This window comes from Methylotetracoccus oryzae (genome assembly GCF_006175985.1).
GTDB classification, from domain to species: Bacteria; Pseudomonadota; Gammaproteobacteria; order Methylococcales; family Methylococcaceae; genus Methylotetracoccus; species Methylotetracoccus oryzae.
The window spans coordinates 77,492-101,916 of record NZ_SRSH01000003.1 but is presented as its reverse complement, the minus strand read 5'-3'; the positions used below and the strand labels follow the sequence as shown (position 1 = coordinate 101,916).

The following is a 24,425-nucleotide window of genomic DNA, read 5'->3' as shown; positions in this document are numbered from 1 at the left end:
GCAGGCTAGCAAAACACGTAGGCGTCTCTTTCGCTATAGGCGTTTTTTCCTATTGACGATCCCGGGCAGGACGCATTGGCTTCGGGGCCAGCGCGCGCGGCCCGGGCAGGACGGAAGTCTGCCTACTCCAAGCGCGTCAGCGCCCTATGACCCAGCGAAGAAGTGGCCTCGTCGGGCATCGGCAGGCCGGACCGCTATTGGAACTCGAGGCCGGCGGCCCGCCACGCCTGGGCGCCCCCGTCGAGATTGACCAGGTTCCGGTAACCCAGGGCATGCAGCGACCGTGCGGCCGAATTACCCATGGGCCCGCTGCGACAATACAGATAGATGGGCGTGTTCTTGTCCCGCGGGAAGCGGTCCTGGTACTGCTCGATCGCATCGTACGGAACGAATAGATCGGTCCCCTTGATATGCTGCTGCTCGGGCGTGTGAACATCGACCAGGAAGATATCGTCGCGCTGCATGAGGCTCTGCAGCTCAGGCGCGGTGATCATTCTCACGTAGTCGGGTTGCTGGAAATTGCAGGCCGTAAGGAGGCAGGCAAAGGCCAGAGCGGCGCACCGCGCCGTTTGGGTCGTCTTCATCGTCTTCCGTCGTCAACAAGTGGAAAAAGTGCGGGAACTCGCGCCGCGAACCACGTCCGGTCAGCCGGCGAAACCCGCGGGACCTCGGCCGAGGGGCGCAGGCGTCGAGTCGTGGCGAGACCCTCGGTATGCGCGGCAGATGGATCTCCGAGCATGGACTAAATGAACCTGCGCGCCTTGAGCAGCCGCAATACCGCCAGACATAACGCGACGACAGCCACCGTGATAGCCAATTTCACGAGGATGACCTTCATCAACGGCGCGGCACCGGCGCTCACGCCGACACTCAGCGGGATGCGCAGGACATCCTTTTCCGGAACGCCGGCGTCTCCGCCCCGAATCAGGTCGATCGCGTAATAGCCATTCCTCTCGAGCACGAACCGGGACTCGATGACGCCCTTGGGATAAGCGACGGCAGCAACTTCCGCCGTGATATCCCGATCCGCGAAGCTCTCCGGAGAACCCGGATCACCACCGACGAACTCCCGTTCCACGAGCCGAATCCCGATGGGTAATTTCCTCAGCTCGTTACCCACGAGGTCGGCCGTAAAGAAGACATTGCCCGGCTGCGGGATCTCATGGCAGTAGGACTGGAAAACCTCTTTCGTCAGGCGCGCATCCTGGCTCAAATCCGCGGGCTGCAGGTGGATACTGAAATTGACCGCGAAGAAATCCGTGGCCGCCTCGCACCCAACCCGGTTATCCGAAATTTGCTGAGAGGGATTGTTGTTGTAACCCGGACTGCCACATGCCGTCATCAGCACCGCGCTGACCGACCATACCCACCGCTGGAATCGCTGACGAACGCTTTCCATATTCTTCGTGTCGGTTGCGCTGTTTCGGGCAAGGACCAATGTGTCATGGCAGCGGAAAGCCGCGACGACTCGTTCCCGCCCCTGCCCCCCGGCAAGACACTGCAACGGGGTGCGGCTGCACGGACCGGTGACATCGTTACGCCAAAGCCACACGCGACTGTCAACGGCATCGAAACCCCATGTGGCGCCAGACGATCCCGGCTGATGCCTTGCGATGAACCGGACCACACGCGGAACCGCGTCAATCAGGGTTGTGTCCGAATGGTGCGCTCCGGGTTCACAGTCGTCAATCGGCTGGGGCGCCGCCCCTACCGCGGACGGGTGTACTCGGCCACCAGCGCCAGGATGTCATAGTCACAGGACCCGCATCCGGAACATGCACCCGTCGCTCGGGACAGGCCGTCGAGGTCGGTCACACCGTTGTCGACGAGCCGCTTGATTTGCGCCGCCGTCGTCCCGCTGCACCGACAAACGACGTCCTTTGCGGAATCCTGACCGGGGTCATTTCGTGTCATGTGTCGCCACCCGGCCTCCACGGGCCGATGCAACCTGGCAGCAACCGGCCGGCGCTACCCGAAAAAAGGTACTGAAGCAGCACTTCCAGCACCAACACGCGATGCAGCATGTCCTCGTGGTCGCAGGACTCGCGCTTGTCGCTCCAGATCGCATAGGGGTGTGGCAGATGACGAAACCCGCGATAGCGAGACTGCATGTCAATAGTACCGTGCTTGCAACGCTGTAGGCTTCCGAGCGAAGCGGAACCAGCCTGAGCCTTCCCGATGCCGGCGCGCCCGAAGGTCGCGGCACCGAGACGAAGCCATGTCGAGACAGACCGCCACCGCCGCCAGGACTCGATGCTCGACATCGAGCAACGGGATCGGGACAATGCGCGCATGCCCGGGGAGCCACCGAGGGGCTGTTTCCCCACCGGACCATCGAGGCCTGCTTACCGAGTAACGCCGCGGATACCGGCCAATTCCCGCTACCTTCCGTTCCGTGTTCAAGCTTCAACCATGCACGACGACTTCATCCGCAATCTCAAGTGGCAGTACTCCCTGTTCTCCACACAGGATCTGATCAGCATCTGGGAAGAGCGGAACAGGCCGGAATCGAGTTACATCGAGGAAACCTTCGAAGCGGTTCGCCAGATTCTGCATGAGCGCGACGCGCTCCCGTCGGAGGATCCACGCGGCTCAGCACGGCAGGACGAGGACACCCGATCGGAGCAGGCAGCGAAGGACTCGTTCGAGTTCCCCTGCTCGGTCTGCGCGCACAAACTGCGCATTCAGCTTCCGATCGATCCGGGCAGCCACGCCTGTCCGAACTGCGGGACGCGCTATCAACCGGTCCGAGTCCAGACCGAGCCATATGTGCTGGTGATGGTGCCCGGCCCACAAGCCGAAGCGCAGCATGCGGGCAGCACCCGGCAAGCGCGCGCGATGCCGGACGAGGTCAAGGCGGCGCTGAACGTGCTCGGCCTCACCGAGTTTGCGACCTTTGAAGAAGCGAAGCTGGCCTACAGAAACACGGTCAAACAGTATCACCCAGACAAGGTCGCGCATCTCGGCCCGGAACTTCGGGTCGTGGCTGAACGAAAAACGAAGGAAATCGTTGCCGCGTACGACGACATCAAGAAATTTTTCGAAGGGGCCGGTCGATAAGCTCAAGCGACGCCTTCCGAGGGCTCGCCCTTCCAGCCGGCAACCGCAACGCCGGTCGCCACGCGGACACAACGGCTGAAGCGCAAGGCACTCGCCTTCCGTTCAGCACGCGGCGTCTTAACCGGGCCAACGGATTGGCGATCCCGACCCAGGCGGTTCGTGCGCTGTGCGCACGAAATCACTCGCGCGTTCCGGTCAGCATGCGACATCAGGACCGGTCGAACGGATCTGCGGTGCCGATCGGGCCTGCGGCAGGCACCCGGAGCGGCTCACTGCCGTGCGGGATCGAGTTCAGCCAGGCCGTTCAGCACGTGGACGTACGATTCGGGCGTGACACTCAACTCCCCCCGGAACGGGTTGTCCAGCGCCACCACGAGAAAAATCATGAAGCCCAGAAACAGCGAGTAAATGCCGCTCAGCATCAGGTGTCCGCGCAGTGTGGGCAGGTGAAAGGTGTAGGTCAACGCAATTGACAGGATGGCCCCGGCCAGAATGACGACCCAGAACACGCCCGGGAGTCCCGTCTCGACGGAATCCATACGCATCCGCCGCGCGTCCACCAGCTTGTTGAAGGCCGTCAGCGCCTCGGCCAGGATCACCTGCTGATTAGCATTCGAAGGCTGGAAGCCCGTCAGCACGACCTGAAACCGGGACAGCAGCAGCGTGCCGCCACGCGGCACCTCCCCGTGCCGATGCGCTGGCCACGCCACGTCGATCACGTAGTTCAGGTACTGCTCCAGCTGGTTCTGCAACTGACCACGTTCGGGCTCCGGAAAGGCGGAGACATCCCGATACAAGGCGGCTATCGCAGACGCTTCCTTGCTGGCCGTGGAATTGGCGGAGTCGTAGTTCTGCCAGGTGGCGACGGCCACCAGGCCCAGCAGCAGACCATACAGCACGCCCGCGCCGGCAAAGTACCCGTTGACCGATTCGTTGGTTTCATCCGACAGCCGGAAGGTCCGGTAGATCCATTTCCGGCCGAGCATCAGACCCAGCACGGCGGGCAGCAGAAATGTCAGCGTCGTGACCAAACCCAGTACCCAGGTCGGTTCGTCATAAATCCAATACATCACGCGAAATCTCTGCTCCGTTCCTCTGTTCGAGCCTGACCCGTACCGTGCCCTTGGCGCATTCCGATCGGCGCTCACCCAGCGCCTTCCGACGGCTGGCCGATGGATGGACGGGCGAGGCAGCAACGCCAGGTCATCCGGACGCCGACCGCGAGCGACTGTAACAGGAATCCGGGGAGGATCGAACCTTGCGCTCATCCGGGGCACGAGGCAGGTGCGGCGCCGAAACTCGGCACCGCCGCTCGCCTAAACCTGCTTTTACGGTGGATAAGGACTGAGCCGGCCCAGCGCACCGATTCCGGCACCGGACCGGCACGACGGCGCCGGCACGAGTGGCCTCGTACGGTCTCACTCAGGGCAACGAGAAGCGGCGGTCGCGAGCGCGGACCGTGCTCGCGACAACGCTGAGTCAAGTGTCTACCGAAAGCGTATACTGAGCAACGGTCGCGGGAGACGACCGGGAAGCGCACGCCAAGCCCCCCGTCCCGGCAACGCACAAAAGCCCTCGGAAACGATAAAGTCAGCCCGCACGCTGCACGCGCACAGACCGGCGACGCGGAAAGAACACGACACGCGGTAGATGAGTCATCGGCAGGCCCGCCCTTGTACAGCGATTGCCGAGAAGCGCCCTGACGAGACCTCACTGCGCGCCGAGCGGAGCAGACACCTGCACACCAACCCCCGACCCCATCGCGTGACATCGTCGGAACGCGGAGCAGGTGTCTGACCGGTTCGGCTCGGAGACGCTGGACGGTTGCCACGCCGTCCTTCATCGATGCCGCGCCTGACATGACGACCGATCAGGCGGAGGCGGATCGTCGGTTCGGGCCGCAGCATGAACGGACCGGTGGCGCGGCAGACCACCTCTGGTCAGCGGAAGGCCACGGCAAGGTGATGATGAGTGGGAGCGGATCCCCGACCGGAGCCGGCGGCTGACCGCGCCGGTGTTGCGAATTACTCCATTGCGGGGCGCGCGCCTTTTTCAGCAGCCAACACATTCCCTTTGATCCTTCCGCTATGCATCTCGAAGACCGACAGGCCCAGCTCAGAGAACTCTTTGCCAAAGGCAAGGCGCAAGGTTTTCTGACGTTCGAGGAAGTGAATGATCAGCTGTCCGGCAGCCTGATCGATTACTCCGAGCAAATGGACGAAATGATCGGGCTGATCAATGCCATGGGCATCGAGGTCCGGGAAGAGGCGGCCGAGATCGAAGTGCTGCCCGAACCCGTGACCGCCGACGCACAGGACATCACCGATGAAGCAGAAGAGGCGGCCGAGGCGGCCGCCCTGTTGCTGAAGGACGCCGACAAGATCACCAGCACCGATCCGATGCGCATTTATCTGCGGGAGATCGGCGCCGTCGAACTGCTGACCCGCGCCGAGGAACTGGCGATTGCCAAACGTATCGAGGCGGGCCTCCATCAGGCGGCCTCGGTCCTGGTACGTTTCGCGCCTTCGATGGAACACCTGGGGCACGTGATCGATGGGGTCGAAGCCGGGGATACCGATCTCTCCGAGTTCGTCACCGGCCTGGTTGATGCCTGCCCCGCGCCTGCGCCGGTCAGTGCCGAGGAAACACTGGCCGGGGAAGACTCGGCGCCCGACGACGCCGTTGACGACGACGGCGAACCGGATCCTCGCGCGATCATGGCGAAGCTGGTCGACTTCAAACGCCAATACCGGAACACGCTGGACGCCCAGCAGCAGTTCGGACGTCACGACGAACGCTCCCGGGCGGCCTTCGACGGACTGGCGGATCTTTTCCTCGAGTTCAAGACCACGCCGCGGTTCCTCAAGGAGTTGTCCGAACTCCTGACGGACTCGATGAAGCGCATCCAGGCGCAGGAGCGTCTGATCATGGATCTCGCGGTCGAGCGGTCGAAAATGCCGCGGCGCGAATTCCTGCAGAGCTTTCCCGGACACGAAGCCGATCCCGCGTGGCTGGCCTCCCAATTGCACCACGATAAGGAATACGCCGAGGCGCTCGCGGTCCATGCCGCCGAGATCGAGCGCGCCCAGGACTGCCTGGCCCGGATCGAACGGGAAAATGGCCTCAGCGTCGGTGAGACCAAAGAACTCCACCGCGCGCGGCTGGCGGGAAATAATGCGGCCGGTCTGGCGAAGCAGGAGATGATCGCGGCCAATCTGCGACTGGTCATCTCCATCGCGAAGAAGCACACCCACCGCGGAATGCCCTTTCTGGACCTGATCCAGGAAGGGAATCTGGGCTTGATGCGGGCGGTGGATAAGTTCGAATACCGACGCGGCTACAAATTCTCGACCTATGCCACCTGGTGGATCCGGCAGGCGATTTCGCGCGCCGTCGCCGATCAGTCACGCACCATCCGGGTGCCGGTTCACATGGTGGAACTCATGGGCAAGGTCAACCGGACGGCTCACCGCATCTCGCAGGAGACCGGCTGTGCGGCCACGGCGGCGGAGATCGCCAACCGTCTGGAGATGCCGGAACAGCAGGTACGGAAGGTATTGAAACTCGGGGAGCAACCGATTTCGACGGCCACGCCGGTGGGCGAGCAGCGCGACAAGGAGTTCGGCGACACGCTCGAAGACACGAGCGGACTTTGTCCGCTCGAGTCCGCAACCGTCGCCGGTCTGCGCGAAGCTACCGAGCAGGCCCTGGCCTGTCTTACCGAGCGCGAAGCCCGGATTTTGCGCCTGCGTTTCGGCATCGACACGCATACGGATCAAACACTGGATGAGGTCGGCAAACAGTTCGATGTGACGCGGGAGCGAATCCGGCAGATCGAGGCCAAAGCCATGCGAAAGCTGCGCGAGTCCACTCAGTCCGGGCCGCTCAAAACCTTTCTGGATTCCGAATAGGGCATCCGGTTACCGTGGCCGGAGCGCCGCGAGGCGCTGGCCGATAGGCATCGACGTGACGGAGCAGCCCTTCCGGCAGCGAGGCAGTCGCTCAGCGCCGCCGCCCGTCATCGGGCGCCCCGGCTATCCCGTTCAGGTCAGGCCGTCAGTACGCTGCGAGATCAGCGTCACCTCCGGAGTGCTGGCCGTCTTGATGCGACAGCCGCGCTGACACTCGGGGCAGGCGTAGCGCTGTTCCTCGGTGACCTTGTACGAAAAGGAGCGTTGCCAGGTCACTTCGACCCGAAAGACACAGCCGCAGGCGCCACAGGTCTGTTGGAAAGCGACCTTTCCCGCGGGCGTTGCGGACGGCTTCGAGTCAGTGGGTAACATGGCGCTCTCCAATGGTTAGGCGGCGCGAACGGTGCCATACGGGACAGCGGCGGTTGGCGCGGGGGTCGATCCTCCGAAGCCATTGCCGGCCTGCGCAGGGATCGATCGATACTCGTGGGGCAGACGTCGGGCGCAGGTCCCAACGGGGAGTTCGAATGACCGCCCGCGGTTCGCGGGCCGGTCGCGACGGGTCCAGGCTTACGAACGCGCTACACCCGCTACCGCAGGGTAACACAGTGACTCCCTGCGATGGGGTAATTTCCCGACGTGGCCGGGCGTTCGATGCAAGACGCGAGGGCCATCCGGCGACTACGGGTCGTGCGGGGCGGGAACCGGGACGGGCGGGTCAATCGATTCCCCGGGTCGCGGCCGGCGAGGACTCTCTGGTGCTCGGTGCGCCCCTGTCCGGCCGCCCGAGCAGGGCGAACGGGAGTGATACCCTCGACCCGCGGGGAACCGCAGCGCACGGCAACACCACCCGGCCACCCCATCGGAATGGGCCAGACCCTGACGCCCGGACTCGGTCGCGCATGCGCGGGCTCGCGGTCTGAACCTCATGGGAACATGCGTTCCCAATGACTGCAACGGAGGCACGATGCCCGACACCACCATCGCCATTCCCGGGTTTTCGGAGCCCTTCAGTTCGCTGAGCCACCTGCTCGCTGCGGGCGTCTACTTCGTCGCCGGCATCTACCTGTTGCGCCGGGGAAGGGGCGATGCCGCACGGCTGTTCGTGCTGGCCGTTTTCGTTTTCTCCGCGGTGTTTCTGCTGAGCATGAGCGGCGTCTACCACCTGCTCGATCCACAGGGCACGGGCCACACGGTGCTCCAGCGTCTGGACCACGCCGGCATCTTCGTGCTGATTGCCGGCAGCTTCACACCGATCCACTGGCTGCTGTTTTCCGGCGGGGGCCGCTGGGGCGTATTGCTGCTGATCTGGAGCCTGGCCATCACCGGGATCACGCTGAAGGCGATCTTTTTCGAGGACATACCGGAGTGGCTTGGACTTTCCCTGTTCATGGGGCTGGGCTGGATCGGGCTCGCCTCCGGCATCGTGCTGTGGCGCCGCTATGGGGGCCGGCTGGTCAGACCGCTGGTTTACAGCGGCGTGGCCTACACGGTCGGCGGTCTGCTGGAATTCCTGCGCATGCCCATACTCGTGCCCGGCGTCGTGGGACCGCACGAGTTGCTGCACCTCGGCGTCATTCTCGGCGTCGGCTTCCATTTCCGCTTCCTGTTCGGCGTCCTGGAGACGATCCTGCCGAAAACCGGGCACTCGCCGGGCGTAACGCACACGGCGCGGTCTCGCACAAGTCGGGAGGCACCGTGACACGCGGCCGTTCACACTCATCCTGTTCCGGGAGGGGCCGGGGAGACGAGACACGCCATGAATATGCCCGAATAGGCTCGGCTGCGGGGTCCATCCCGCAGACGGTCCCGTCTCCCCGGCCCCACTCCCGTTACCGATCGAAGGGGGAGTGAACGACCCCCTCTTCATCCGCGGTCGGCGCCGGCTGACATCCGCCTCTCGGCGCACAAAAAAAGGCCGAGGCCCGAATTGAATCGGACCCCGACCTTCTTGCGCTTCTGCCCAGCGTAGGGGGCGCGATCGCCCCCCGGTCGCGTTGCTTAGTAGCGACGGCCGCCGCCGAACCCACCGCGGGGACCGCCCGGACCACGATTGGCGCCGCCACCGAAGGCCCCACCGGTGCCACCCTCACCGCGCGGACGGGCTTCGTTGACGGTCAGGTTGCGGCCGTCCATGTCCTTGCCGTTCAGCGCGGTGATCGCGGCATTGGCGTCCGAGGCGCTGGCCATTTCGACGAAACCGAAACCTTTCGATTGCCCGGTATCCCGCTCGGTGATGACATTGGCTGATTGCACTGCGCCAAAAGGACTGAACATCCCTTCCAGATCATGATTGGTAACCGCAAAATTCAGGTTGCCAACGTAGAGTTTCTTGCTCATATAAGTACCGACTAGTTTGAATAAAGACACCGTTACCGGATGGTAACTGTTTGAAGCGTAAACCCTTTAGGCTTTCGTCCGCGTTTGACCCAAGGTAGGGAAAAACACGAGGGAGCAGGAGGAGGCGGGACTAGCAGGTGCCGAATGGCAGAGACTGAAAGGTATATTCCGGATCCTCGACGCGAAATAAAAATCGCGCCGCGACAAACTGGGGTCACGGTAACCTGCCAGACCATGAATGTCCACTTAAATTTTCCATCAGCTTTCCGCCCGGATCGGAAACCCCTTTTTTGCCAAAAGAAAAAGGGGTAACGGAACGCTGAAAAAAACGGACGATCCGCGCTGGCCAACCGTAACGAGCTTTCGATCGCGTCACACCCGCGCCAGCGGCACTGCTGCGCTCGGCCGGAGCGCTCCAAGGCGGGTGGCTTGCCGGTCAGGTCCCGATCTCGCGGAGAGGGTCGACATCCGAGACCTGATAGGTCCGGACCGTGAACTCCTCCAGACGGTGGCTACCGAAGGTGGTGGTCAGGGCGACATCCGCGGCATCGCGCCCGCGAGCCATCAGAATTCGCCCGACACGCGGCTGGTTGTTACGCGCATCGAAGGTATGCCACTGCCCGCCGAGGAACACCTCGAACCAGGCGCTGAAGTCCATCGGCGGCTCCACCGGAACCTGGATGTCACCGAGGTAACCGGTGGCATAGCGCGCCGGAATGCCCATGCAGCGGCACAACGCGATGGCCAGGTGCGTGTAGTCGCGGCAGACACCGCGTTGATCGATGAAGGTGTCATAGGCCGTCCTGTCGCAGCGGGCCGCTTCGTGTGAGAACACGACGTGGTGGTGCACCCAGTCGCAGATGGCCTGCACGCGGTCCCAGCCGGTCGGCCCCTGGCCGAACTGCTGCCAGGCGAACTCACTGAGTTTCTCGATCTCGCAGTAGCGGCTCCCCAGCAGGTACAGCAACGTGTCCGCGGGCAGTTCGCGCACGCGGTGCTGCTGCGCGTCGCGGACGACCGGATCCGGGAGGCCGTCGTCAGCAACGATCGCATCGGACCTCAATCGCAGGTGGCCCGACGAGCAGAAGGTCCGCGCGCAGCGATTGCCGTAGACGTCAAAGAAGTCCTCGATGATCACCGCGGGGGTCGAGACCAGCCGCTCCGGACTCACCAATGACGGCGCTCGACTCGGATGCGTGTACAGCATCAGGATCATTTCCGTCGGCTGCGGAAATGAATAGGAAATCTCGAAACCAATTCTGATAAACATGCCGTTGCTCCTCGGAATGCAGACGGATTGAAAGGGGATCACGGCGGGAGGCGCAGCGACTCGAAGTTCCCGGCTTCCCGTTTGAGCACGGGTACGGGCAGCGGCACATGGCGTGCGCCGATACGGGCGCCGCGCAATAATGACGTCTTGGCCGAGGTGATGTCGCGCCCTGCTACAGTACGCGAAGCCGCCGGGGCTTGCATCACAATTTACCGGGCACCGTGTGCGGCACCCGCCACCGGCGCATCTTGATAGTCCAGGAGAGAGCAATGACCTACTGTGTTGGCATCCTGCTCAAGGAAGGCATGGTGTTCGCTTCGGACTCACGGACGAACGCCGGGGTCGACAACTTCGCGACCTTCTGCAAGATGACGGTCTTCGAACGTCATGACGACCGGGTCTTGGTGCTGTTGAGTTCCGGCAACCTGGCCGGGACCCAGGCCGTCATCAGCTTGCTGCGACAGCGCGGCGGGACCGACGGTCCCAGTGTCTGGACCGCCCGCACCCTGTTCGATGTCGCCACGCTGGTTTCGGACGCCATGCGCGATGTCGACCGGCGGGACGGTCCCTATCTGTCCGGCAGCGGCGGATTCAACGCGTCCTTCATCGTCGGCGGACAGATCGCCGGTGAGCCGATGCGGCTATTCCGGATCTATGCCGAGGGCAACTTCATCGAAGCCGCCCTCGATTCGACGCCGTACTTCCAGACCGGCGAAGCCAAATACGGCAAGCCGATCATCGACCGGGTCATCACGCCATCGACACTGCTGGCCGATGCTGCGAAGTGCGTGCTGGTGTCCTTCGATTCCACGATGCGCAGCAACCTGTCCGTCGGCATGCCGATCGACCTGCTGTGCTACGAGCGCGACAGTCTGCGGGTCCGGATGCGCCGCCGCTTCGACGTGGGAGATCCGTATTTCATGGCGCTGAGCGGTGAATGGAGCGCCGGCGTACGCGATGTCTTCAGCCGGCTGCCCGAACCCGATCTGTCGACCTGAAGGCCCATTCTCCGGCGCAGCACAATGGCGCCCTAAAACGGGGGCTGGCGCACGAGAGCCCCCTGCCCAGACAGGCGCGTAAAGCTTTGACAAAGCCCGTCACGGCGGATTATTTTTTCGCCGGGGCAAGCTGAACGCGCGCGTCCGTTTTCCAGCGCCGAGTCCGTCGTTGCGAAGCGGGGACGCCGAGGGGTCATCCTGATGAGCAATAGGCAATACGACGACGAACGACCCGGCGAGTCGTCCGCGGCGGGCGAGTTACCCGAGCACAGTGCCGATATTCGGCTGGGGCGGGAACTCCTGAAGGCCACCCTGCCTTTCGCCGCGGAATCAGTGCCGGAGAGTTGGTGGCAAGTGCTGTCGACCTTCACCTTACTGGGGCTCGTACTGACCGGGGCGGGACTCGCACCCGCGTGGCCGCTCCGAGCGGCGCTATCCCTGCTGGGCGCCCTGCTGATGGTGCGCTCCTTCATCACCTATCACGACTTCATGCATGGGGCGATCCTGCGCGATTCGCGCATCGCGCGCGTGCTGTTCCAGATTTACGCGGCCTTTGCCCTCACACCGTCCGCGTCCTGGCGCAAGAGCCACAACTACCACCATGGCCATGTCGGCCAGATCGAAGGCTCGGGCATCGGGTCGTTCCCGGTCATGACGACCCGCATGTGGCGCGCGGCGACGCCGGCGGAGCGTGCCCGCTACCGTGTAGAGCGACATCCGCTCACGGTTCTGTTCGGCTATGTAACGATCTTCCTGCTGAATATCTGCGTGCTGCCGCTGGTATCCGATCCGTCCCGTCACTGGGACTCGGCCCTGTCCCTGGCCGCCCATTTCGGCTTGATCGCGGTCCTGTGGGTGTTCGGCGGTTTCGACACCGCGTTCTTCGTCGTGCTGCTGCCGATGACGATCGCGTCCGCGCTCGGCGGCTACCTGTTTTTCGCCCAGCACAGCTTCAAGCGGATGATCGTGCTGTCGCCCGAGGCCTGGTCGTTCTACCGGGCCGCGCTCGAATCGTCGAGCTATATGCAGCTCAACCGCGTGATGCAGTGGTTCACCGGCAACATCGGCTATCACCACATTCACCACCTCAATGTCAGGATTCCGTTCTATCGGCTACCGGAAGCCATGGCGGCCATCCCCGAACTGCAGTCGCCGGCGACCACCTCCCTGGCGCTGGGGGAAATCGTCGGCTGTTTCCGCTCGAACCTCTGGGACGAAGACCGGCAGCGGATGGTTTCGTATCGCGAGGCCAACGGCTAAGTCGCCGACTTTCGCTCTGGCGTTCATTCCTCTCCGCTTGCAAGCGGCCTCGCGGAAGATGAGGCGGGCCATGATCGCCGCGGCCGCGGCTCCTACTGATTTCCATTGACTTGCGCGCCGCCGAGGCGCAAGGTTCAGGGAAATGCTGAAGCCGGACCGCTAAGGTTCAGGGCAATGCTGAAGCCGGACCGCTTCGGCAGCTCAATCCTCATGGACGAATTCGCTCCCACAGCATCATGGCCACAAGAAAACGGCGCACCCCCGCCGCGGCGGAATCCACCGCGACGCTGCGGAAGGAGACCGTCGACCCCGAACAGACTCGCTTTCCGATCGTCGGCATCGGTGCCTCGGCCGGCGGCCTGGAGGCGCTGCAAGCGTTCTTGCAGCATGTACCGACCGACAGCGGCTGCGCCTTCATCGTCGTCCAGCACCTGGATCCGACGCACAGCAACATGCTGCCGGAGCTGTTGCAACGTGGCTCCGCCTTGCCGGTGGCCCTGGCCAGCGAAGGATGGAAGGTCGCCCCAAATCATGTGTATGTCATCCCACCAAACCGGGATCTATCGATCCTGCACGGCGTGCTGCACTTGTTCGAACCGACCGAGTCCCGGGGCCTGCGTCTCCCGATCGATTTCTTCTTCCGGGCGCTGGCGGAGGACTGCGGGCACTCTGCCGTTGGCGTGATCCTGTCCGGTATGGGTTCGGATGGCACGCAAGGGCTTAGAGCCATCAAGGGCAAGGCCGGGCTTACCGGAGTCCAGACCCCGGCCTCGGCCAAGTTCGACGGCATGCCGCGCAGCGCCATCGACGCCGGGGTGGCCGACATCATCGCCCCGGCGGACGAACTCCCTGTGAAGTTGTTGGCGACGCTGCGTCACGGTGACCAGGCAGGGGAAGAGCACGAAGAACCCAGTTCCAGCGCTCTGGCCAAGATCCTGATCCTGCTGCGTTCGCACACTGGCGCCGACTTCTCCCAGTACAAGAAGACGACCCTCTACCGCCGTATCGAACGGCGCATGGGCGTCCATGCGCTCGCCCGCATCTCCGACTACGTTCGATTTTTGCGAGAGAACCCTCAGGAACTCGAGTTGCTGTTCCGGGAGTTGCTGATCGGCGTGACCGGTTTCTTCCGTGATCCGGAGGTATGGGAAGCGCTCAAGACACTGGCACTGCCACGGGTGCTGGAAGCCCTGCCTCCCGGCACCAACCTGCGTGCCTGGGTGCCCGCCTGCTCGACCGGCGAAGAGGCTTACTCGCTCGCGATCGTACTGAAGGAAGCGCTGGAGGCGCAGCACCCGGAGCAGCCCGTGTCCATGCAGATCTATGCCACCGATCTGGATGCCGAGGCTATTGAAGCGGCAAGACGCGGGGTCTATCCCAAGAAGGCCGCCGCGGACATCTCGCCTGCACGGCTGGCCCGCTTTTTCGTTACCGACCCGCGCGGCTATCGTATATCGCAAGAGATACGGGAACTCGTGATCTTCGCACCGCAGAACCTGCTGTCCGACCCACCGTTCACCAAACTGGACATCCTGGTCTGCCGCAATCTGCTGATCTATTTCACTGCCGAGGTCCAGAAAAAGGTGGTACCGCTGTTCCACTACAGCCTGAACCCTGGCGGAATTCTGCTTCTCGGCAGTGCGGAAACCATCGGCGCATTCAGCGACCTGTTCACACCCATCGAGGGCAAGGCACGCCTGTTTCAGCGGAACGTTGGAACACCCCGCATCGGGACGATCGAATTCCCCACCAGTCCGATGGCCACGCCGCAAGCGGTGCTGCCCCAAGTAACGCCGCTCGCGCACACCGCCAATCTTCAGACACTGGCCGATCAGGTACTGTTGCGGCGCCACGCCCCGGCCGCTGTCCTCACCACGCATCAAGGTGACATTCTGTACATCAACGGCCGGACCGGAAACTACCTTGAGCCGGCGTCGGGCAGGGCCAACTGGAACATCTACGCGATGGCGCGCGAGCCGTTGCGCTTCGACCTGACGCAGGCATTCCAGCACGCGCTGCGACAAAAAACGACCCTCACCGTGCCGGATCTCAAGCTGGATGCGCCTCAGGGAACGCGTTACGTGACGTTGACGATAGAGCCCCTGGAGCAGCCGGAGCCACTGCGCGGCATGGTCATGATCGTGTTCCACGAACGCGCCGAACCGACGCTGGAGACCGTGATGGCACCACGCCGGTCGTCACGGCGCAGTGCGCGGGAGGCCGCCTTGGAGCAGGAGGTCGAGCAACTCCGCGTGACCATCCAGACCACACGCGAAGAGATGCAGAGTTCCCAGGAAGAACTCAAGTCGGCCAACGAGGAACTGCAATCGACCAATGAGGAACTGCAATCGACCAATGAGGAACTGACTACATCAAAGGAAGAGATGCAGTCCTTGAACGAGGAACTCCAGACGGTCAATGCCGAGTTGCAATCGAAGATCGACGATCTTTCGCGAGCCAGCAACGACATGACCAACCTGCTGAACAGCACCGAAATTGCGACGGTATTCCTGGACAGCGCACTGCACATCCGGCGTTTCACCGTTCCGGCCAGCCGGATCATCAAGCTGATTCCCAGCGATGCCGGACGACCATTGAGCGATATCGTCAGCGACCTGAACTACCCCGAGTTGTACGCCGATGCCGAGGAAGTACTCCGTACGCTGGTGTTCTCCGCCAAGGATGTCCCAACCAGCGACGGACGCTGGTTCACGGTTCGGATCATGCCTTACCGCACAGCCGAAAACGTGATCGATGGCGTCGTGATCACGTTCGCCGACATCACCGTCGCCAAGACCCTCGAGGCCCAGCTACGCGAAGCCGCGAGTTAACGGCCCTTTCAGAAAGCAGAAACGCGGAACCGACGCGCGCCCAACAGGTGGCCGATGGGCACACGACCTGTCGGTTTGACCAGACGGGGTCTCCGTTCCCACAACGAGGCTATGCTTGAGGCTCGGGGACAACTTCTTAATGGATACCACAGTGACATCAAACTCAAACTCGGAACTTGCCGTGGGCTCGAGCGATGCGGACATTCGGAAGCTGCTGCATGACCTCCAGGTCCACCAAATCGAGTTGGAAATGCAGAATGCTGCGTTGCAGGAGACCGGCGTGCGGATCGAGGCCGACCGCGAGCACTACACCGATTTGTACGAACTGGCGCCTGCAGGCTATCTGACCCTCGACTGTTCGGGCGCAATCCGCCAGTGCAATCTGTCCGCCTCCCGCCTCTTGGGCGCAGCGCGGGAGGAGCTCAAGAAAACGCGGCTGAGCGCCTTCATGACGGGATCGTCTTTGTCGCCGTTCAATGGCTTCATGACCCGCGTCTTCGAAAGCCGTGGCGAGCACTCGATCACGGTTGCGGTGCAGCCCCTCCCCGCTGTGCCACCGATCCACCTGCACTTGACCGCGCTGCTCGACACCGTCGGCGAGACCTGTCGCGTGGCGATGATCGACGTCAGCACACTGAAGCGCAACGAGGACAATTACCGCCTCATGCACGAAAGCCTCCGCGACGGCTTCGTCCGGACCGATCTCGAGACGCGGATACTCGAGTTCAACCAACCCTTCGCCGAGCTGTTGGGATTTACCGCCGAGGAACTCGCGAGACTGACGCTGGTTGAGTTGACACCGGACGCATGGCGAGCTGCCGACGACCGCATCCTGCGCGAACAGATTTTTCCGCAGGGCTATTCCGAGGTCTACGAAACGGCCTATCGGGCCAAGGACGGCCGGGTCGTACCGGTGGAGTTGAGAACCTATTTATCGCGCGACGTGGCGGGCCGTGCCAGCGGCTTGTGGTCGTCGGTCCGGGACATTTCAGAACGCAAGCGCATCGAACAGGAACTGACGCGTCAGGCCGAGGAACTGCGCGAGTCCGCTTGGCGCAAGGATGAATTCCTGGCCATGTTGGGCCATGAATTGCGCAATCCGCTGGCCCCGATCGTGTCGGCCGCCGACGTCCTCGAAGGCAGGGGCGTCGAAGACCCTGCCCTGGTGCGCTGGGCCACGGCGATCATCAAGAAACAGAGCGCGCATCTCGTCTGTCTGGTGAATGAACTGCTGGACGTGGCGCGCGTGTCGCGCGGCAAGATTACGCTGTCCAGGCAGGTTCTCGATCTGGGAGAACTGCTGAGCGGCGTCGTGGAGGACCATCGATCGGGGGCGGAGGCGAAAGGACAGTCCCTGACTCTGGCAATGCCCCCTCAAGTCGTCCGGGCCGAAGGCGATGCCGTGCGACTGGTGCAGATCTTCGACAATCTGGTCCACAACGCCCTGAAGTACACGCCGGAGGGGGGACGGATCGAATTGGATCTGCGGTGTGAGGGTGAGAACGTGGTGGTCGAAGTCCGTGATTCCGGCATTGGCATCGCAGACACCATGATCCCTTACGTGTTCGAAATGTTCAGCCAGGCCAAGCCAGTGCACCATCGGTCAGACGGTGGTCTGGGCGTCGGACTGGCGCTGGCCAAGCAACTGATCGAACTGCACGGCGGCAGCATCGAGGTGTTCAGCGACGGCCTGGGGCGGGGTAGCCGGTTCGTAGTCAGCCTGCCACGGGCCGACTTGGCGTCAGAACCTCCCGCGATGGCGGAGACCGAAACCCGCGGGTTGCCGGCGCGCCGGCGCATTCTGATCGTCGATGACGAGCGGGAAATCGCCGACACGCTGGCCTTTCTCCTTACCGAACAGGGCCACTCGGTCCGAGCCGCTTACGATGGCGAGGCGGGGCTCGCAATCGTCGCGGAGGCTCCTTTCGATGTCGTCATCCTCGACTTGAGGATGCCGCGCCTCGGCGGCCTCGAGGTCGCCCGCCGCTTGCGCAGCCAGCCCCGTCTCGAGCATCTGACGCTGATCGCGATGACCGGCTTCGGGACGGCTGCCGATGCGGCCGCGTCCACCGCGGCGGGCTTCGACTGGCATCTGGTCAAGCCGGTGCGCCTGTCCCAGCTGGAAACCATCCTGGACCAAGGAGTCCCGCCGCGACCGGCGTAGCGCTTGGGGCCACTCGACGAACACCGCACTGGCTTGCTCCGGAGCCGACCGGGCAGAACGCGGTTGCGCCCCACCTCACCGGTGCGAACCTTTGTGACCTCGGATCGAGGCGATGCCTCCCGGCATTTGGGGAAGCCCTGAGCGACTCGGAACCCGGTCAGAAGCTCGCCTGAACACCGACGGCGACGTTGGTGTTCGGTACCGAACCCGCCCGAACGTTCTCCGAGCGGTTCGAATGTTGCACGCCGCCATAAAACTTCGCTTCCTCACTGAGGCGGTAGGTCAACAGGAGTTCCCCCTGCCAGACCGTCTCGAACGCCCCGTTGCGCTCGTCACCAACCAGGCTGCTGGTCCAGTCATTGCGCTCGAAATGCAGTCCGGACATCAGCGTGAAGCGCTCGGCGAACTCGATCTCCAGTTCCGTGGAGGCATAGTTGTTGACGTAGGACACATCGTCCGCGAGCAACGGCTGGTTCGCCCCGTTGGCCGTACCTTTCTCGTAATGGTATCCGACGGTCAGCGTGATGGCCTCGGCGAGCGTCCACACGACGTGCGGTCCAAGCGTCCAGAAGTTCAGATCCCGCTGCCGGAACGTGTCGTTGTAGCGGCGCGTGCCGCACCGGCCCAGCAGGCGCAGCCCGATGCCCGTGGTCAGCTCCTGATCGACCCGGAGCATGCCAATCTGGCTGGTGACGCGTTCGGCGGCGAGCGGAACCGGCCCGGACTCTTCGCCACCCGGCCGCTCGGCACGGATTTCTTCAGGGTCGCGCGGCACCCGCACAACGTTTTCGCCGAGGTAAAGATCCGGCGCATAGTAGTACCGGAACAGCAACGCGGTTTTGTCCGAGAACGCCTGCTTGGCCTGCACACGCAGCGTGCCGTGGCTGTAGACCGACTGGTCGAAGTAGACGAACCCTTGTCCACGCAGGTCGAGTGTCGTCGTTCCGTAGGCGTTCGTGAAGGACCGCGCGACATCGAGCATCGGCTCGAACACGACGTCGCTGCCCTGCCCGGTCAGGCGGTTATCGAGCGCCGGCTGGGTCGGATCGTTGTCGAGCGACAGCCGCCGCGTGGCCGAGAACACACCGACGTCGTCGGTGTAGAACAGGGTCCCGTGGGTCTTGGCGGTCCAGGCACCCTGTGCGCCGGACACTTCGGCACTGGCTGACAGACAAAGGGCGGCGGCGGCCGCGTGCGCCGGGCGCAGCGTCGCCCATCGGCGCCAACTCCAGCCACCAGCCCCTGCGCACCACGCGAGCAGAGCGGGCCGGCTCCCCTGCCGCCCACGGCCGACCTGCGAGTGGACTCGCGCGGGCTTTGTTCCTTCACTCATTCCCTGGCTGTCACGTTGGCGTTGGTTGTAGATACCCGGCAGTCGGCGCGCCGGACCGGTTCCGACCGGCTTTGCCGAACGGGCGTTGCGGCGCGCGGCCGCATCATCCCGACCTGCAACCGGGACCACAAGGACATGCACATATGGATTACGCCTACGATGGTGCCGGACAGCGTCACCGGAGTCCAGCGAGAAGCTGTGGCTGGAGATTTTTCGGGGGTGGACGAAGCGCCCGTGACCATTCACCCCGCCTCGCGCGGTAGCCGGCGCGGGGCCGGGAGGGCGAGACCGTCTGCGGGAGGGAACCCGCAGGCTAGCCTCCACGGACGGATTCACGGCGTGTATCGGCCTCCCGGACCGCTCCCGTTAGAGAGGCGTGAAAAGTTGCGAAGCGCCCCGACCCAACGCGCAAATGTGCTTTTGGCTGCTGCCGGCCGGACTGCGCCGCCCTGCCCAACCAATCGTAGCGCTCGCCGAGTGATGGGGCGACGCCCATTCCCGTGGGGGCGCGGGCGGGCGCCACCCGCGGGAAGCTGAGGTTACCCCGGCGACCGGCGCCGGGGCGCGAGAGCCTGGATTTACTTGTTGAAGTTCGCGGTGACAGATTTGCTGGCACCGAGCGCCAACGTACAGACCGGCACGGTACCGACACAGGCGCCGGACCAGTTCACGAAAACGACGCCGGGTTCCGGTGTCGCGGTCAAGCGCACGACCGTACCCGCGGGCAGGCTCGTGGAACACGACTTGCCACAATCGATCCCACCGGTATCGCTCGTCACCAAACCCTTGCCGCCGGCCGTCTTGACTGAGAGTGTCGGATTGGCCGGAACAGCGGGCGGCGGTGTGCTCGGGGGTAAAGTGACGGCAGTCACATCGCCGTCGCGGACCGCCCACACGTACATCGTCGTCTTCGTGTCGTAAGCATGCTGCAGACCGATGCCAAAGTTGAAGCCGAAAGCGCCCCGATCGGGGTAGGCCGTCCTTGGACTTGGCAGGTCGCCGCCCCAATAGAGGCCGCTGACCAGATTGGTAAATGGCCCATTGTTGAACACGTAAGGGGTCCCGCCCCAGCCAAAACCCATGTTCAGCGGGTTCGGTGACGTGGTGTCGCAACTCGCCGTACCGACGAAACCGGGCTGGCCGCAGTAGCCGCGATTGCGCAAGGTGGAATAGTGGAGATGAGCCAGTTCGCTGCCCTTGGATCCGGCGAATACCGAGCCCGGAGCCGATATCCAGTAGCCGACGTCGCTGCCCCCGTTCACCATTCCCGAACCGTCGGGACCGAGGCCGAACCAGTCGAAACTGACGCCATTGACCGGCCGCGTTTTCGGCAGGCGCCACCCGGTCAGGGTCACACCACGCACGGTGTCGAAATAGGCCAGGCTGGCAGCCCAGGCCCGCGCCTGCTTGAATGTCATCCGGCCAGTGGGGTGAGCGCCCGAGGTGCGGGCGTAATTGGCGTCCTGCAACCAGGTGACCTTGAGTTGCGTATCGTAGATCAACCCGCCGCCGCGGTTCAGAAGCTGGGCCGAAGCGGAGCCGAAAGCGAACATCGCCGCCATGGCGGCACATCGGATGAAGAGACGTCTGGAGCGGCTGGACAGGTGATTGATCATCATCATTTCGCTGATAGGTGAATGTCATCCCACCCTCGGGAGATAGGGTCCGCCGCCGGGGAAGGGCTTTGAATCGCGGAGTTCGCCACCGCCGTGGCGCAAATTTCGCGGATCCGTATCTATTGAATGCCTGTTTTTCGCCAAAGGGTTCACTCCGTGTAGGGATTTCCGGTACACGAGGGGTAAGGGCCATCCGGAGTCCGCCGTGGATCCATCCCCGCCACCACCCGATTGCAAAGTTAAGTCGGGCACCGCAAGCTGCACGCTTGCGATCACCGTTTCTTCCGCCGCTGTGCGGAAAGGCGGTGAGTGTGCCGAGGCGCGGCGCAGATGGCCTCCACTGTCGGCTGTGCTCGATCGGCAAGGAGGGGGTACCCATGTTTTCGCTCGACCAAGGCTTGTAGTGGCCCTGCCGGCCACCGGGAACTGAAGGCATTGCGATGAACCCGATCCGTTTCGGCCTCGAGACGCGGAGCCCTGAATGACGTGGCCGCTAACGAAACCTGCGAAAGCCGCGGTGCTATGTATCGCCGAGCTATCCGGTTGTTACGCTTCGTATGCCCAGGCCGAAACACCCCGGCCAGCGCTGGATAAGGAAGAACAGGGCTTGCTTCAGCGCGCGCTGGGCCAGGGTGTCGTCGGATCACCCGTGGCGGCGCAGCGTCTGGATAATCCGGCGGCACTGTTGGCACCGGCAGATCGCACCATGACCTATCGCCTGCTGGATGCCGAGCATTCCAAGCAGACCGAGATTCACCAGATCGCGGCGTCGCCTGCCCCCCAGGGCAACCGTCTATGGCAGCACCGGCTCGGCAAACGCGAAGTGAGGCGGCTCGTCGAGCTCGCCGATGGGAGTCTGGCAGTTTCCGCTGTCGACGATTTCGGGGACGGTGTGGCCGCCCGATACAGTCCCCCACGGCCATTCCTGGTCAAAGGCATGATTCCGGGCGAGCAGCGCGAGGCGTCGCTGAGCGTCCAGGCATTCGATCTGGAACAGTCCGATCGCCTGCTCTATTCGGGATCGCTGAAGGTTGCCGTAGCGTACCTCGGTGCCTATCAGGTGACGGTGCCGGCGGGGCGTTACGATGCCGCTCTCGTCCGCTATGCGGCCCGCGGCACGATCGGACCGGCCGACGTCGACACGACCCAGTACCTGTTCCTCAGTCCCGGGACCGGCATCGTCGCTGCGGTGGAAAGCAGGGAGGTTTCCGCCTTCACCGTATACCATCGTTCGGAAAACCTGGCGGCCGTCCTGACGTCCGTATCGGACCCGCAGTAGCGTAGTCAGGCCGGTCAGGTCGGCGGTGCATAGAAAAAGCCGACGCCGAGCATCGCGTAGACGCCGACCAGCATCACGCCCTCCAGCCAGGTCGAGGTGTTGTCCCCGATCAGGCTGCGGGCAATGATCACCGACAACACGATCCCGACCAATTCGAACTGCGAGAACAACAGGTTCATCGGCAATCCCATCAGGGAGCCGCTGATCACCAGCAGCGGTGCCACCATCAGGGCCAGCTGCGTCGTGGACCCAAGATTCACGGACAAAGCCAGCGTCATGCGGTTCTTCGCGGCGAACGACACCGAGTTCATGTACTGAGGGACGTTGCCGACCATCGCCAGCAGAAAGACGCCGGCGAAGACCGGGGTGAAACCCATGGCATCGGCCGCCGGCTGGAGGGCGCCCGTCAACAAGTCACTGACGAACGCCAGCGCGACGGCCACGGCCGCGAGAACCCCCAGCGCCAGATTACGGCTCCAGTCCGGAACGGGATCCGCAACCTCGGGCTGTTCTTCACCCTTTTCCTTCAGAGCGGCTGAGACGCCGCTTTTCCCGAGCGGGGAACGGCTGGTCATGAGGGTATAGGCCATGCTGGCGAAATAGATCACCAACAGTACGATCGAGATTTCGAGGCTGATCTCCTGATCGACTTTGGCACTGAAGGTGAACACCGCCGGGATCACGAGCCCGAAGGTCGCCAGCATCAGCAAGGCACTGTTGATGGCCACCATGTCCCGGTCGAAAGTCTGGACCGGTTTGCGCAGCCCACCCGCAATGATCGTGATACCGAGGCCGAAGAGTAGGGTTCCGACCACCGAACCGGCGATCGAGCCTTTCAAAACGTCGATCAAGCCATTCCGCAGCGCGGAAATGCCGATGATCAGTTCCGGCGCATTCCCCATCGTCGCGCTCAAGAGCCCCCCGTAAGTCGGACCGAGATAGTGCGCCAGCGCCTCCGTCGCTTCTTCCATCAGACTGGCAAGCGGAATGATCGCCGCGGCAGATGCGGCGAAAACGATGATCGGGTTGACGCCGAAATGATCGAGGCCGAAAGCAATCGGTATGAAGACCAGCAACCAGTGCATTTTCATGATGATGTTTCGTCGTGTCCCTATCGGCGGGCAACCGATTTGCAAGTCGGCCCGATCAACTGACTAACGGCCTTTGCTGCGGGATAAGGAATTCCGGCTCCGTGCAAGCCGTGGCTCACCCCTCGCGCGAGCGCTGCGCTTCCGCCCTTCCGGGGTTCGGTTCCAGAACACGGCAGCCCGCAGGGCCTGGGGCAATCCCGCGCGACGCGTGCGCGATGTTCGACCACGTTTTCGGAACCGCGAGAAAGGTATCCCCTAGCCTACTTGCCCAGCATCACATAACGGCGCTCCCGTCATCTATCGGGAATACGCACGCCGCGCCGGTCTGATGCTGGGGCACCCGCGGCCCCGACTTTTTCCACTGACACGTTACCGGAAACGAAGACGTCTTGGCGACCCGGTCAATAGGCAGACCTGCCTGGGAAACCGTACGCATAGAAACATACGGTTGCGCCGCAGTACGCTTTTCCGTGGAGAATAGCCAAACCTATCGAAAGGTAGGAACGGAAAGCCACGGGTCCTGGCGACCCAGGACAGCCGAGCTACCGACGGCGACCATCGTGAAGGTCGTAACAGGGAGTTCGGCTTTTTCTTTTGGCTGCCGCACTGCGGCAGACATCAGACAGGGAGATGAGTCATGAACACTTCAACAAAAATTCGGCACGCCCAATCGGTCAGCAGCGCCTTGGTCAGACATCCCACCCAGGAATACGCTGCAGCGGTTTCCGTCAAACTGCTGACGATATTGGCGATCGTGATGATGCTGTGCGTACCGACGGCCGCTCGGGCCGCAGATGTGAGAACTGGCCCCAGGGTATATCAGTCGACGCTCACGGGCGAAATCATGAGTGCGGCGGTTGAGGTTCCGGCTGGCGGTTCGGCCGCCTTCTTTACCACGCCCAGTACCGGGTACTTTGTTCTCATGGAAACCTGGGGACCGGTCGTTGGCAGTTCGTTCGCGCTGAGCAGTGGAGGGCTATTCTCGCCCGGACTGGCTCTTCCGCAGAACGAAGTCCTTACCTGCACCGCGGTCGACTGGGATTGGTCTGTCAGCTGCATGATCACGGGGGTTTATCAGAAGTAACCAACACGGCCAGGGCGATCGCACGCAGGCTTCGAGTTCGTGATTCACACGCTGCCTGCCATTTCCGCGAATACGGGACTCCAGTGGCCTGACGCGCGACGCCCACTGGGGTTCTGGGGACCTGTGGCTCCCCCGGTGAGAAGCAGCGTTATGTATTGACGCCGGAGGAATTGACCCGCGCCGGCCTG

The 24,425-nt window shown here is 63.3% G+C and carries 21 protein-coding genes and 1 riboswitch; of the genes, 9 read left to right on the top strand and 12 right to left on the bottom strand.

The genetic code is table 11. The features are described from left to right. Nucleotides 1-194 precede the first annotated feature (194 nt). The 4 genes from BWR02_RS04510 to BWR02_RS04495 all read right to left on the bottom strand — a co-directional run bounded on the left by BWR02_RS04510 (nt 195) and on the right by BWR02_RS04495 (nt 2,111). Entirely contained in the window at nt 195-584 is a 390-nt protein-coding gene (locus BWR02_RS04510) for a rhodanese-like domain-containing protein (protein WP_139556566.1), read from the bottom strand. Nucleotides 585-742: 158 nt separating this feature from the next. Then, nucleotides 743-1,399 carry a hypothetical protein gene (locus BWR02_RS04505; RefSeq protein WP_139556565.1) on the bottom strand — a complete coding sequence of 219 codons (657 nt, stop codon included), beginning with the start codon at nt 1,397-1,399 and terminating at the stop codon, nt 743-745. Nucleotides 1,400-1,707: 308 nt separating this feature from the next. Continuing rightward, entirely contained in the window at nt 1,708-1,914 is a 207-nt protein-coding gene (locus BWR02_RS04500) for a (2Fe-2S)-binding protein (RefSeq protein WP_139556564.1), read from the bottom strand. Beyond that, nucleotides 1,911-2,111: a hypothetical protein gene (locus tag BWR02_RS04495; RefSeq protein ID WP_139556563.1), complete on the bottom strand. Its 201-nt coding sequence runs from the start codon at nt 2,109-2,111 to the stop codon at nt 1,911-1,913. The genes BWR02_RS04500 and BWR02_RS04495 overlap by 4 nt, the downstream gene beginning before the upstream one ends. Before the next feature lie 301 nt (nt 2,112-2,412). Here BWR02_RS04495 and BWR02_RS04490 point away from each other — a divergent pair, with 301 nt between their 5' ends. Next, nucleotides 2,413-3,060 (top strand): DnaJ domain-containing protein, encoded by a 648-nt coding sequence (locus tag BWR02_RS04490; RefSeq protein ID WP_201276150.1) that lies wholly within the window; start codon nt 2,413-2,415, stop codon nt 3,058-3,060. A 269-nt stretch (nt 3,061-3,329) separates the two neighbouring features. On the opposite strand, the gene BWR02_RS04485 is transcribed toward BWR02_RS04490, so the two are convergent. Continuing rightward, nucleotides 3,330-4,130 (bottom strand): bestrophin-like domain, encoded by an 801-nt coding sequence (locus BWR02_RS04485; RefSeq protein WP_162560009.1) that lies wholly within the window; start codon nt 4,128-4,130, stop codon nt 3,330-3,332. A 1,017-nt stretch (nt 4,131-5,147) separates the two neighbouring features. Here BWR02_RS04485 and rpoD point away from each other — a divergent pair. Next, nucleotides 5,148-6,971, top strand: a complete 1,824-nt coding sequence (gene rpoD / locus BWR02_RS04480; RefSeq protein ID WP_139556561.1) for an RNA polymerase sigma factor RpoD — start codon at nt 5,148-5,150, stop codon at nt 6,969-6,971. Between the two features lie 132 nt (nt 6,972-7,103). Here the strand turns inward: rpoD and BWR02_RS04475 are convergent, their stop codons facing one another. Then, entirely contained in the window at nt 7,104-7,343 is a 240-nt protein-coding gene (locus BWR02_RS04475) for a hypothetical protein (RefSeq protein ID WP_139556560.1), read from the bottom strand. 595 nt (nt 7,344-7,938) lie between these two features. Between BWR02_RS04475 and trhA the strand changes: the two genes are divergently transcribed. Beyond that, the gene (gene trhA / locus BWR02_RS04470) at nt 7,939-8,673 is read left to right on the top strand and encodes a PAQR family membrane homeostasis protein TrhA (protein WP_139556559.1); all 735 of its coding nucleotides are present in this window, start codon (nt 7,939-7,941) and stop codon (nt 8,671-8,673) included. 299 nt (nt 8,674-8,972) lie between these two features. On the opposite strand, the gene rbp is transcribed toward trhA, so the two are convergent. The 3 genes from rbp to BWR02_RS20800 form a co-directional block, all read right to left on the bottom strand. Continuing rightward, a complete protein-coding gene (gene rbp, locus BWR02_RS04465) occupies nt 8,973-9,311 on the bottom strand; it encodes an RNA-binding regulator (protein ID WP_139556558.1) in 339 nt (112 codons plus the stop codon). A 436-nt stretch (nt 9,312-9,747) separates the two neighbouring features. Then, nucleotides 9,748-10,581 (bottom strand): transglutaminase-like domain-containing protein, encoded by an 834-nt coding sequence (locus tag BWR02_RS04460; RefSeq protein WP_139556557.1) that lies wholly within the window; start codon nt 10,579-10,581, stop codon nt 9,748-9,750. Nucleotides 10,582-10,619: 38 nt separating this feature from the next. Further along, nucleotides 10,620-10,784, bottom strand: coding sequence for a hypothetical protein (locus BWR02_RS20800; RefSeq protein ID WP_162560008.1), 165 nt, complete (start codon nt 10,782-10,784; stop codon nt 10,620-10,622). A 66-nt stretch (nt 10,785-10,850) separates the two neighbouring features. On the opposite strand from BWR02_RS20800, the gene BWR02_RS04455 reads away from it, so the two are divergent. The 4 genes from BWR02_RS04455 to BWR02_RS04440 all read left to right on the top strand — a co-directional run bounded on the left by BWR02_RS04455 (nt 10,851) and on the right by BWR02_RS04440 (nt 17,834). Beyond that, complete coding sequence (locus tag BWR02_RS04455) at nt 10,851-11,579, top strand: proteasome-type protease (RefSeq protein WP_139556556.1); 729 nt, start codon at nt 10,851-10,853, stop codon at nt 11,577-11,579. Nucleotides 11,580-11,780: 201 nt separating this feature from the next. After that, nucleotides 11,781-12,839 (top strand): fatty acid desaturase family protein, encoded by a 1,059-nt coding sequence (locus BWR02_RS04450; RefSeq protein ID WP_139556555.1) that lies wholly within the window; start codon nt 11,781-11,783, stop codon nt 12,837-12,839. Nucleotides 12,840-13,075: 236 nt separating this feature from the next. After that, nucleotides 13,076-15,670 carry a chemotaxis protein CheB gene (locus BWR02_RS04445; RefSeq protein WP_139556554.1) on the top strand — a complete coding sequence of 865 codons (2,595 nt, stop codon included), beginning with the start codon at nt 13,076-13,078 and terminating at the stop codon, nt 15,668-15,670. 151 nt (nt 15,671-15,821) lie between these two features. Beyond that, on the top strand, nt 15,822-17,834 hold the full coding sequence (locus BWR02_RS04440) for a PAS domain-containing hybrid sensor histidine kinase/response regulator (protein WP_162560007.1): 2,013 nt from the start codon (nt 15,822-15,824) through the stop codon (nt 17,832-17,834). A 157-nt stretch (nt 17,835-17,991) separates the two neighbouring features. Here the strand turns inward: BWR02_RS04440 and BWR02_RS04435 are convergent, their stop codons facing one another. Further along, the gene (locus BWR02_RS04435) at nt 17,992-19,167 is read right to left on the bottom strand and encodes a hypothetical protein (protein WP_139556552.1); all 1,176 of its coding nucleotides are present in this window, start codon (nt 19,165-19,167) and stop codon (nt 17,992-17,994) included. A 578-nt stretch (nt 19,168-19,745) separates the two neighbouring features. After that, on the bottom strand, nt 19,746-20,783 hold the full coding sequence (locus BWR02_RS04430) for an InlB B-repeat-containing protein (RefSeq protein ID WP_162560006.1): 1,038 nt from the start codon (nt 20,781-20,783) through the stop codon (nt 19,746-19,748). A 481-nt stretch (nt 20,784-21,264) separates the two neighbouring features. Here BWR02_RS04430 and BWR02_RS04425 point away from each other — a divergent pair, with 481 nt between their 5' ends. Continuing rightward, entirely contained in the window at nt 21,265-22,062 is a 798-nt protein-coding gene (locus tag BWR02_RS04425; protein WP_139556550.1) for a hypothetical protein, read from the top strand. A gap of 14 nt (nt 22,063-22,076) precedes the next feature. On the opposite strand, the gene cax is transcribed toward BWR02_RS04425, so the two are convergent. Continuing rightward, nucleotides 22,077-23,153, bottom strand: a complete 1,077-nt coding sequence (cax, locus tag BWR02_RS04420; protein WP_139556549.1) for a calcium/proton exchanger — start codon at nt 23,151-23,153, stop codon at nt 22,077-22,079. A 470-nt stretch (nt 23,154-23,623) separates the two neighbouring features. Beyond that, a riboswitch (cyclic di-GMP riboswitch) is annotated at nt 23,624-23,703 on the top strand. Nucleotides 23,704-23,790: 87 nt separating this feature from the next. On the opposite strand from cax, the gene BWR02_RS04415 reads away from it, so the two are divergent. Continuing rightward, nucleotides 23,791-24,237, top strand: coding sequence for a hypothetical protein (locus BWR02_RS04415; RefSeq protein WP_139556548.1), 447 nt, complete (start codon nt 23,791-23,793; stop codon nt 24,235-24,237). Nucleotides 24,238-24,425 lie beyond the last annotated feature (188 nt).

What these genes read in the sequence shown, in the direction of transcription:
- BWR02_RS04510 (WP_139556566.1), bottom strand. Translation starts at nt 584, where the DNA reads ATGAAGACGACCCAAACGGCGCGGTGCGCCGCTCTGGCCTTTGCCTGC.
- BWR02_RS04505 (WP_139556565.1), bottom strand. Translation starts at nt 1,399, where the DNA reads ATGGAAAGCGTTCGTCAGCGATTCCAGCGGTGGGTATGGTCGGTCAGC.
- BWR02_RS04500 (WP_139556564.1), bottom strand. Translation starts at nt 1,914, where the DNA reads ATGACACGAAATGACCCCGGTCAGGATTCCGCAAAGGACGTCGTTTGT.
- BWR02_RS04495 (WP_139556563.1), bottom strand. Translation starts at nt 2,111, where the DNA reads ATGCAGTCTCGCTATCGCGGGTTTCGTCATCTGCCACACCCCTATGCG.
- BWR02_RS04490 (WP_201276150.1), top strand. Translation starts at nt 2,413, where the DNA reads ATGCACGACGACTTCATCCGCAATCTCAAGTGGCAGTACTCCCTGTTC.
- BWR02_RS04485 (WP_162560009.1), bottom strand. Translation starts at nt 4,130, where the DNA reads ATGTATTGGATTTATGACGAACCGACCTGGGTACTGGGTTTGGTCACG.
- rpoD (WP_139556561.1), top strand. Translation starts at nt 5,148, where the DNA reads ATGCATCTCGAAGACCGACAGGCCCAGCTCAGAGAACTCTTTGCCAAA.
- BWR02_RS04475 (WP_139556560.1), bottom strand. Translation starts at nt 7,343, where the DNA reads ATGTTACCCACTGACTCGAAGCCGTCCGCAACGCCCGCGGGAAAGGTC.
- trhA (WP_139556559.1), top strand. Translation starts at nt 7,939, where the DNA reads ATGCCCGACACCACCATCGCCATTCCCGGGTTTTCGGAGCCCTTCAGT.
- rbp (WP_139556558.1), bottom strand. Translation starts at nt 9,311, where the DNA reads ATGAGCAAGAAACTCTACGTTGGCAACCTGAATTTTGCGGTTACCAAT.
- BWR02_RS04460 (WP_139556557.1), bottom strand. Translation starts at nt 10,581, where the DNA reads ATGTTTATCAGAATTGGTTTCGAGATTTCCTATTCATTTCCGCAGCCG.
- BWR02_RS20800 (WP_162560008.1), bottom strand. Translation starts at nt 10,784, where the DNA reads ATGCAAGCCCCGGCGGCTTCGCGTACTGTAGCAGGGCGCGACATCACC.
- BWR02_RS04455 (WP_139556556.1), top strand. Translation starts at nt 10,851, where the DNA reads ATGACCTACTGTGTTGGCATCCTGCTCAAGGAAGGCATGGTGTTCGCT.
- BWR02_RS04450 (WP_139556555.1), top strand. Translation starts at nt 11,781, where the DNA reads ATGAGCAATAGGCAATACGACGACGAACGACCCGGCGAGTCGTCCGCG.
- BWR02_RS04445 (WP_139556554.1), top strand. Translation starts at nt 13,076, where the DNA reads ATGGCCACAAGAAAACGGCGCACCCCCGCCGCGGCGGAATCCACCGCG.
- BWR02_RS04435 (WP_139556552.1), bottom strand. Translation starts at nt 19,167, where the DNA reads ATGAGTGAAGGAACAAAGCCCGCGCGAGTCCACTCGCAGGTCGGCCGT.
- BWR02_RS04430 (WP_162560006.1), bottom strand. Translation starts at nt 20,783, where the DNA reads ATGATCAATCACCTGTCCAGCCGCTCCAGACGTCTCTTCATCCGATGT.
- BWR02_RS04425 (WP_139556550.1), top strand. Translation starts at nt 21,265, where the DNA reads ATGACGTGGCCGCTAACGAAACCTGCGAAAGCCGCGGTGCTATGTATC.
- cax (WP_139556549.1), bottom strand. Translation starts at nt 23,153, where the DNA reads ATGAAAATGCACTGGTTGCTGGTCTTCATACCGATTGCTTTCGGCCTC.
- BWR02_RS04415 (WP_139556548.1), top strand. Translation starts at nt 23,791, where the DNA reads ATGAACACTTCAACAAAAATTCGGCACGCCCAATCGGTCAGCAGCGCC.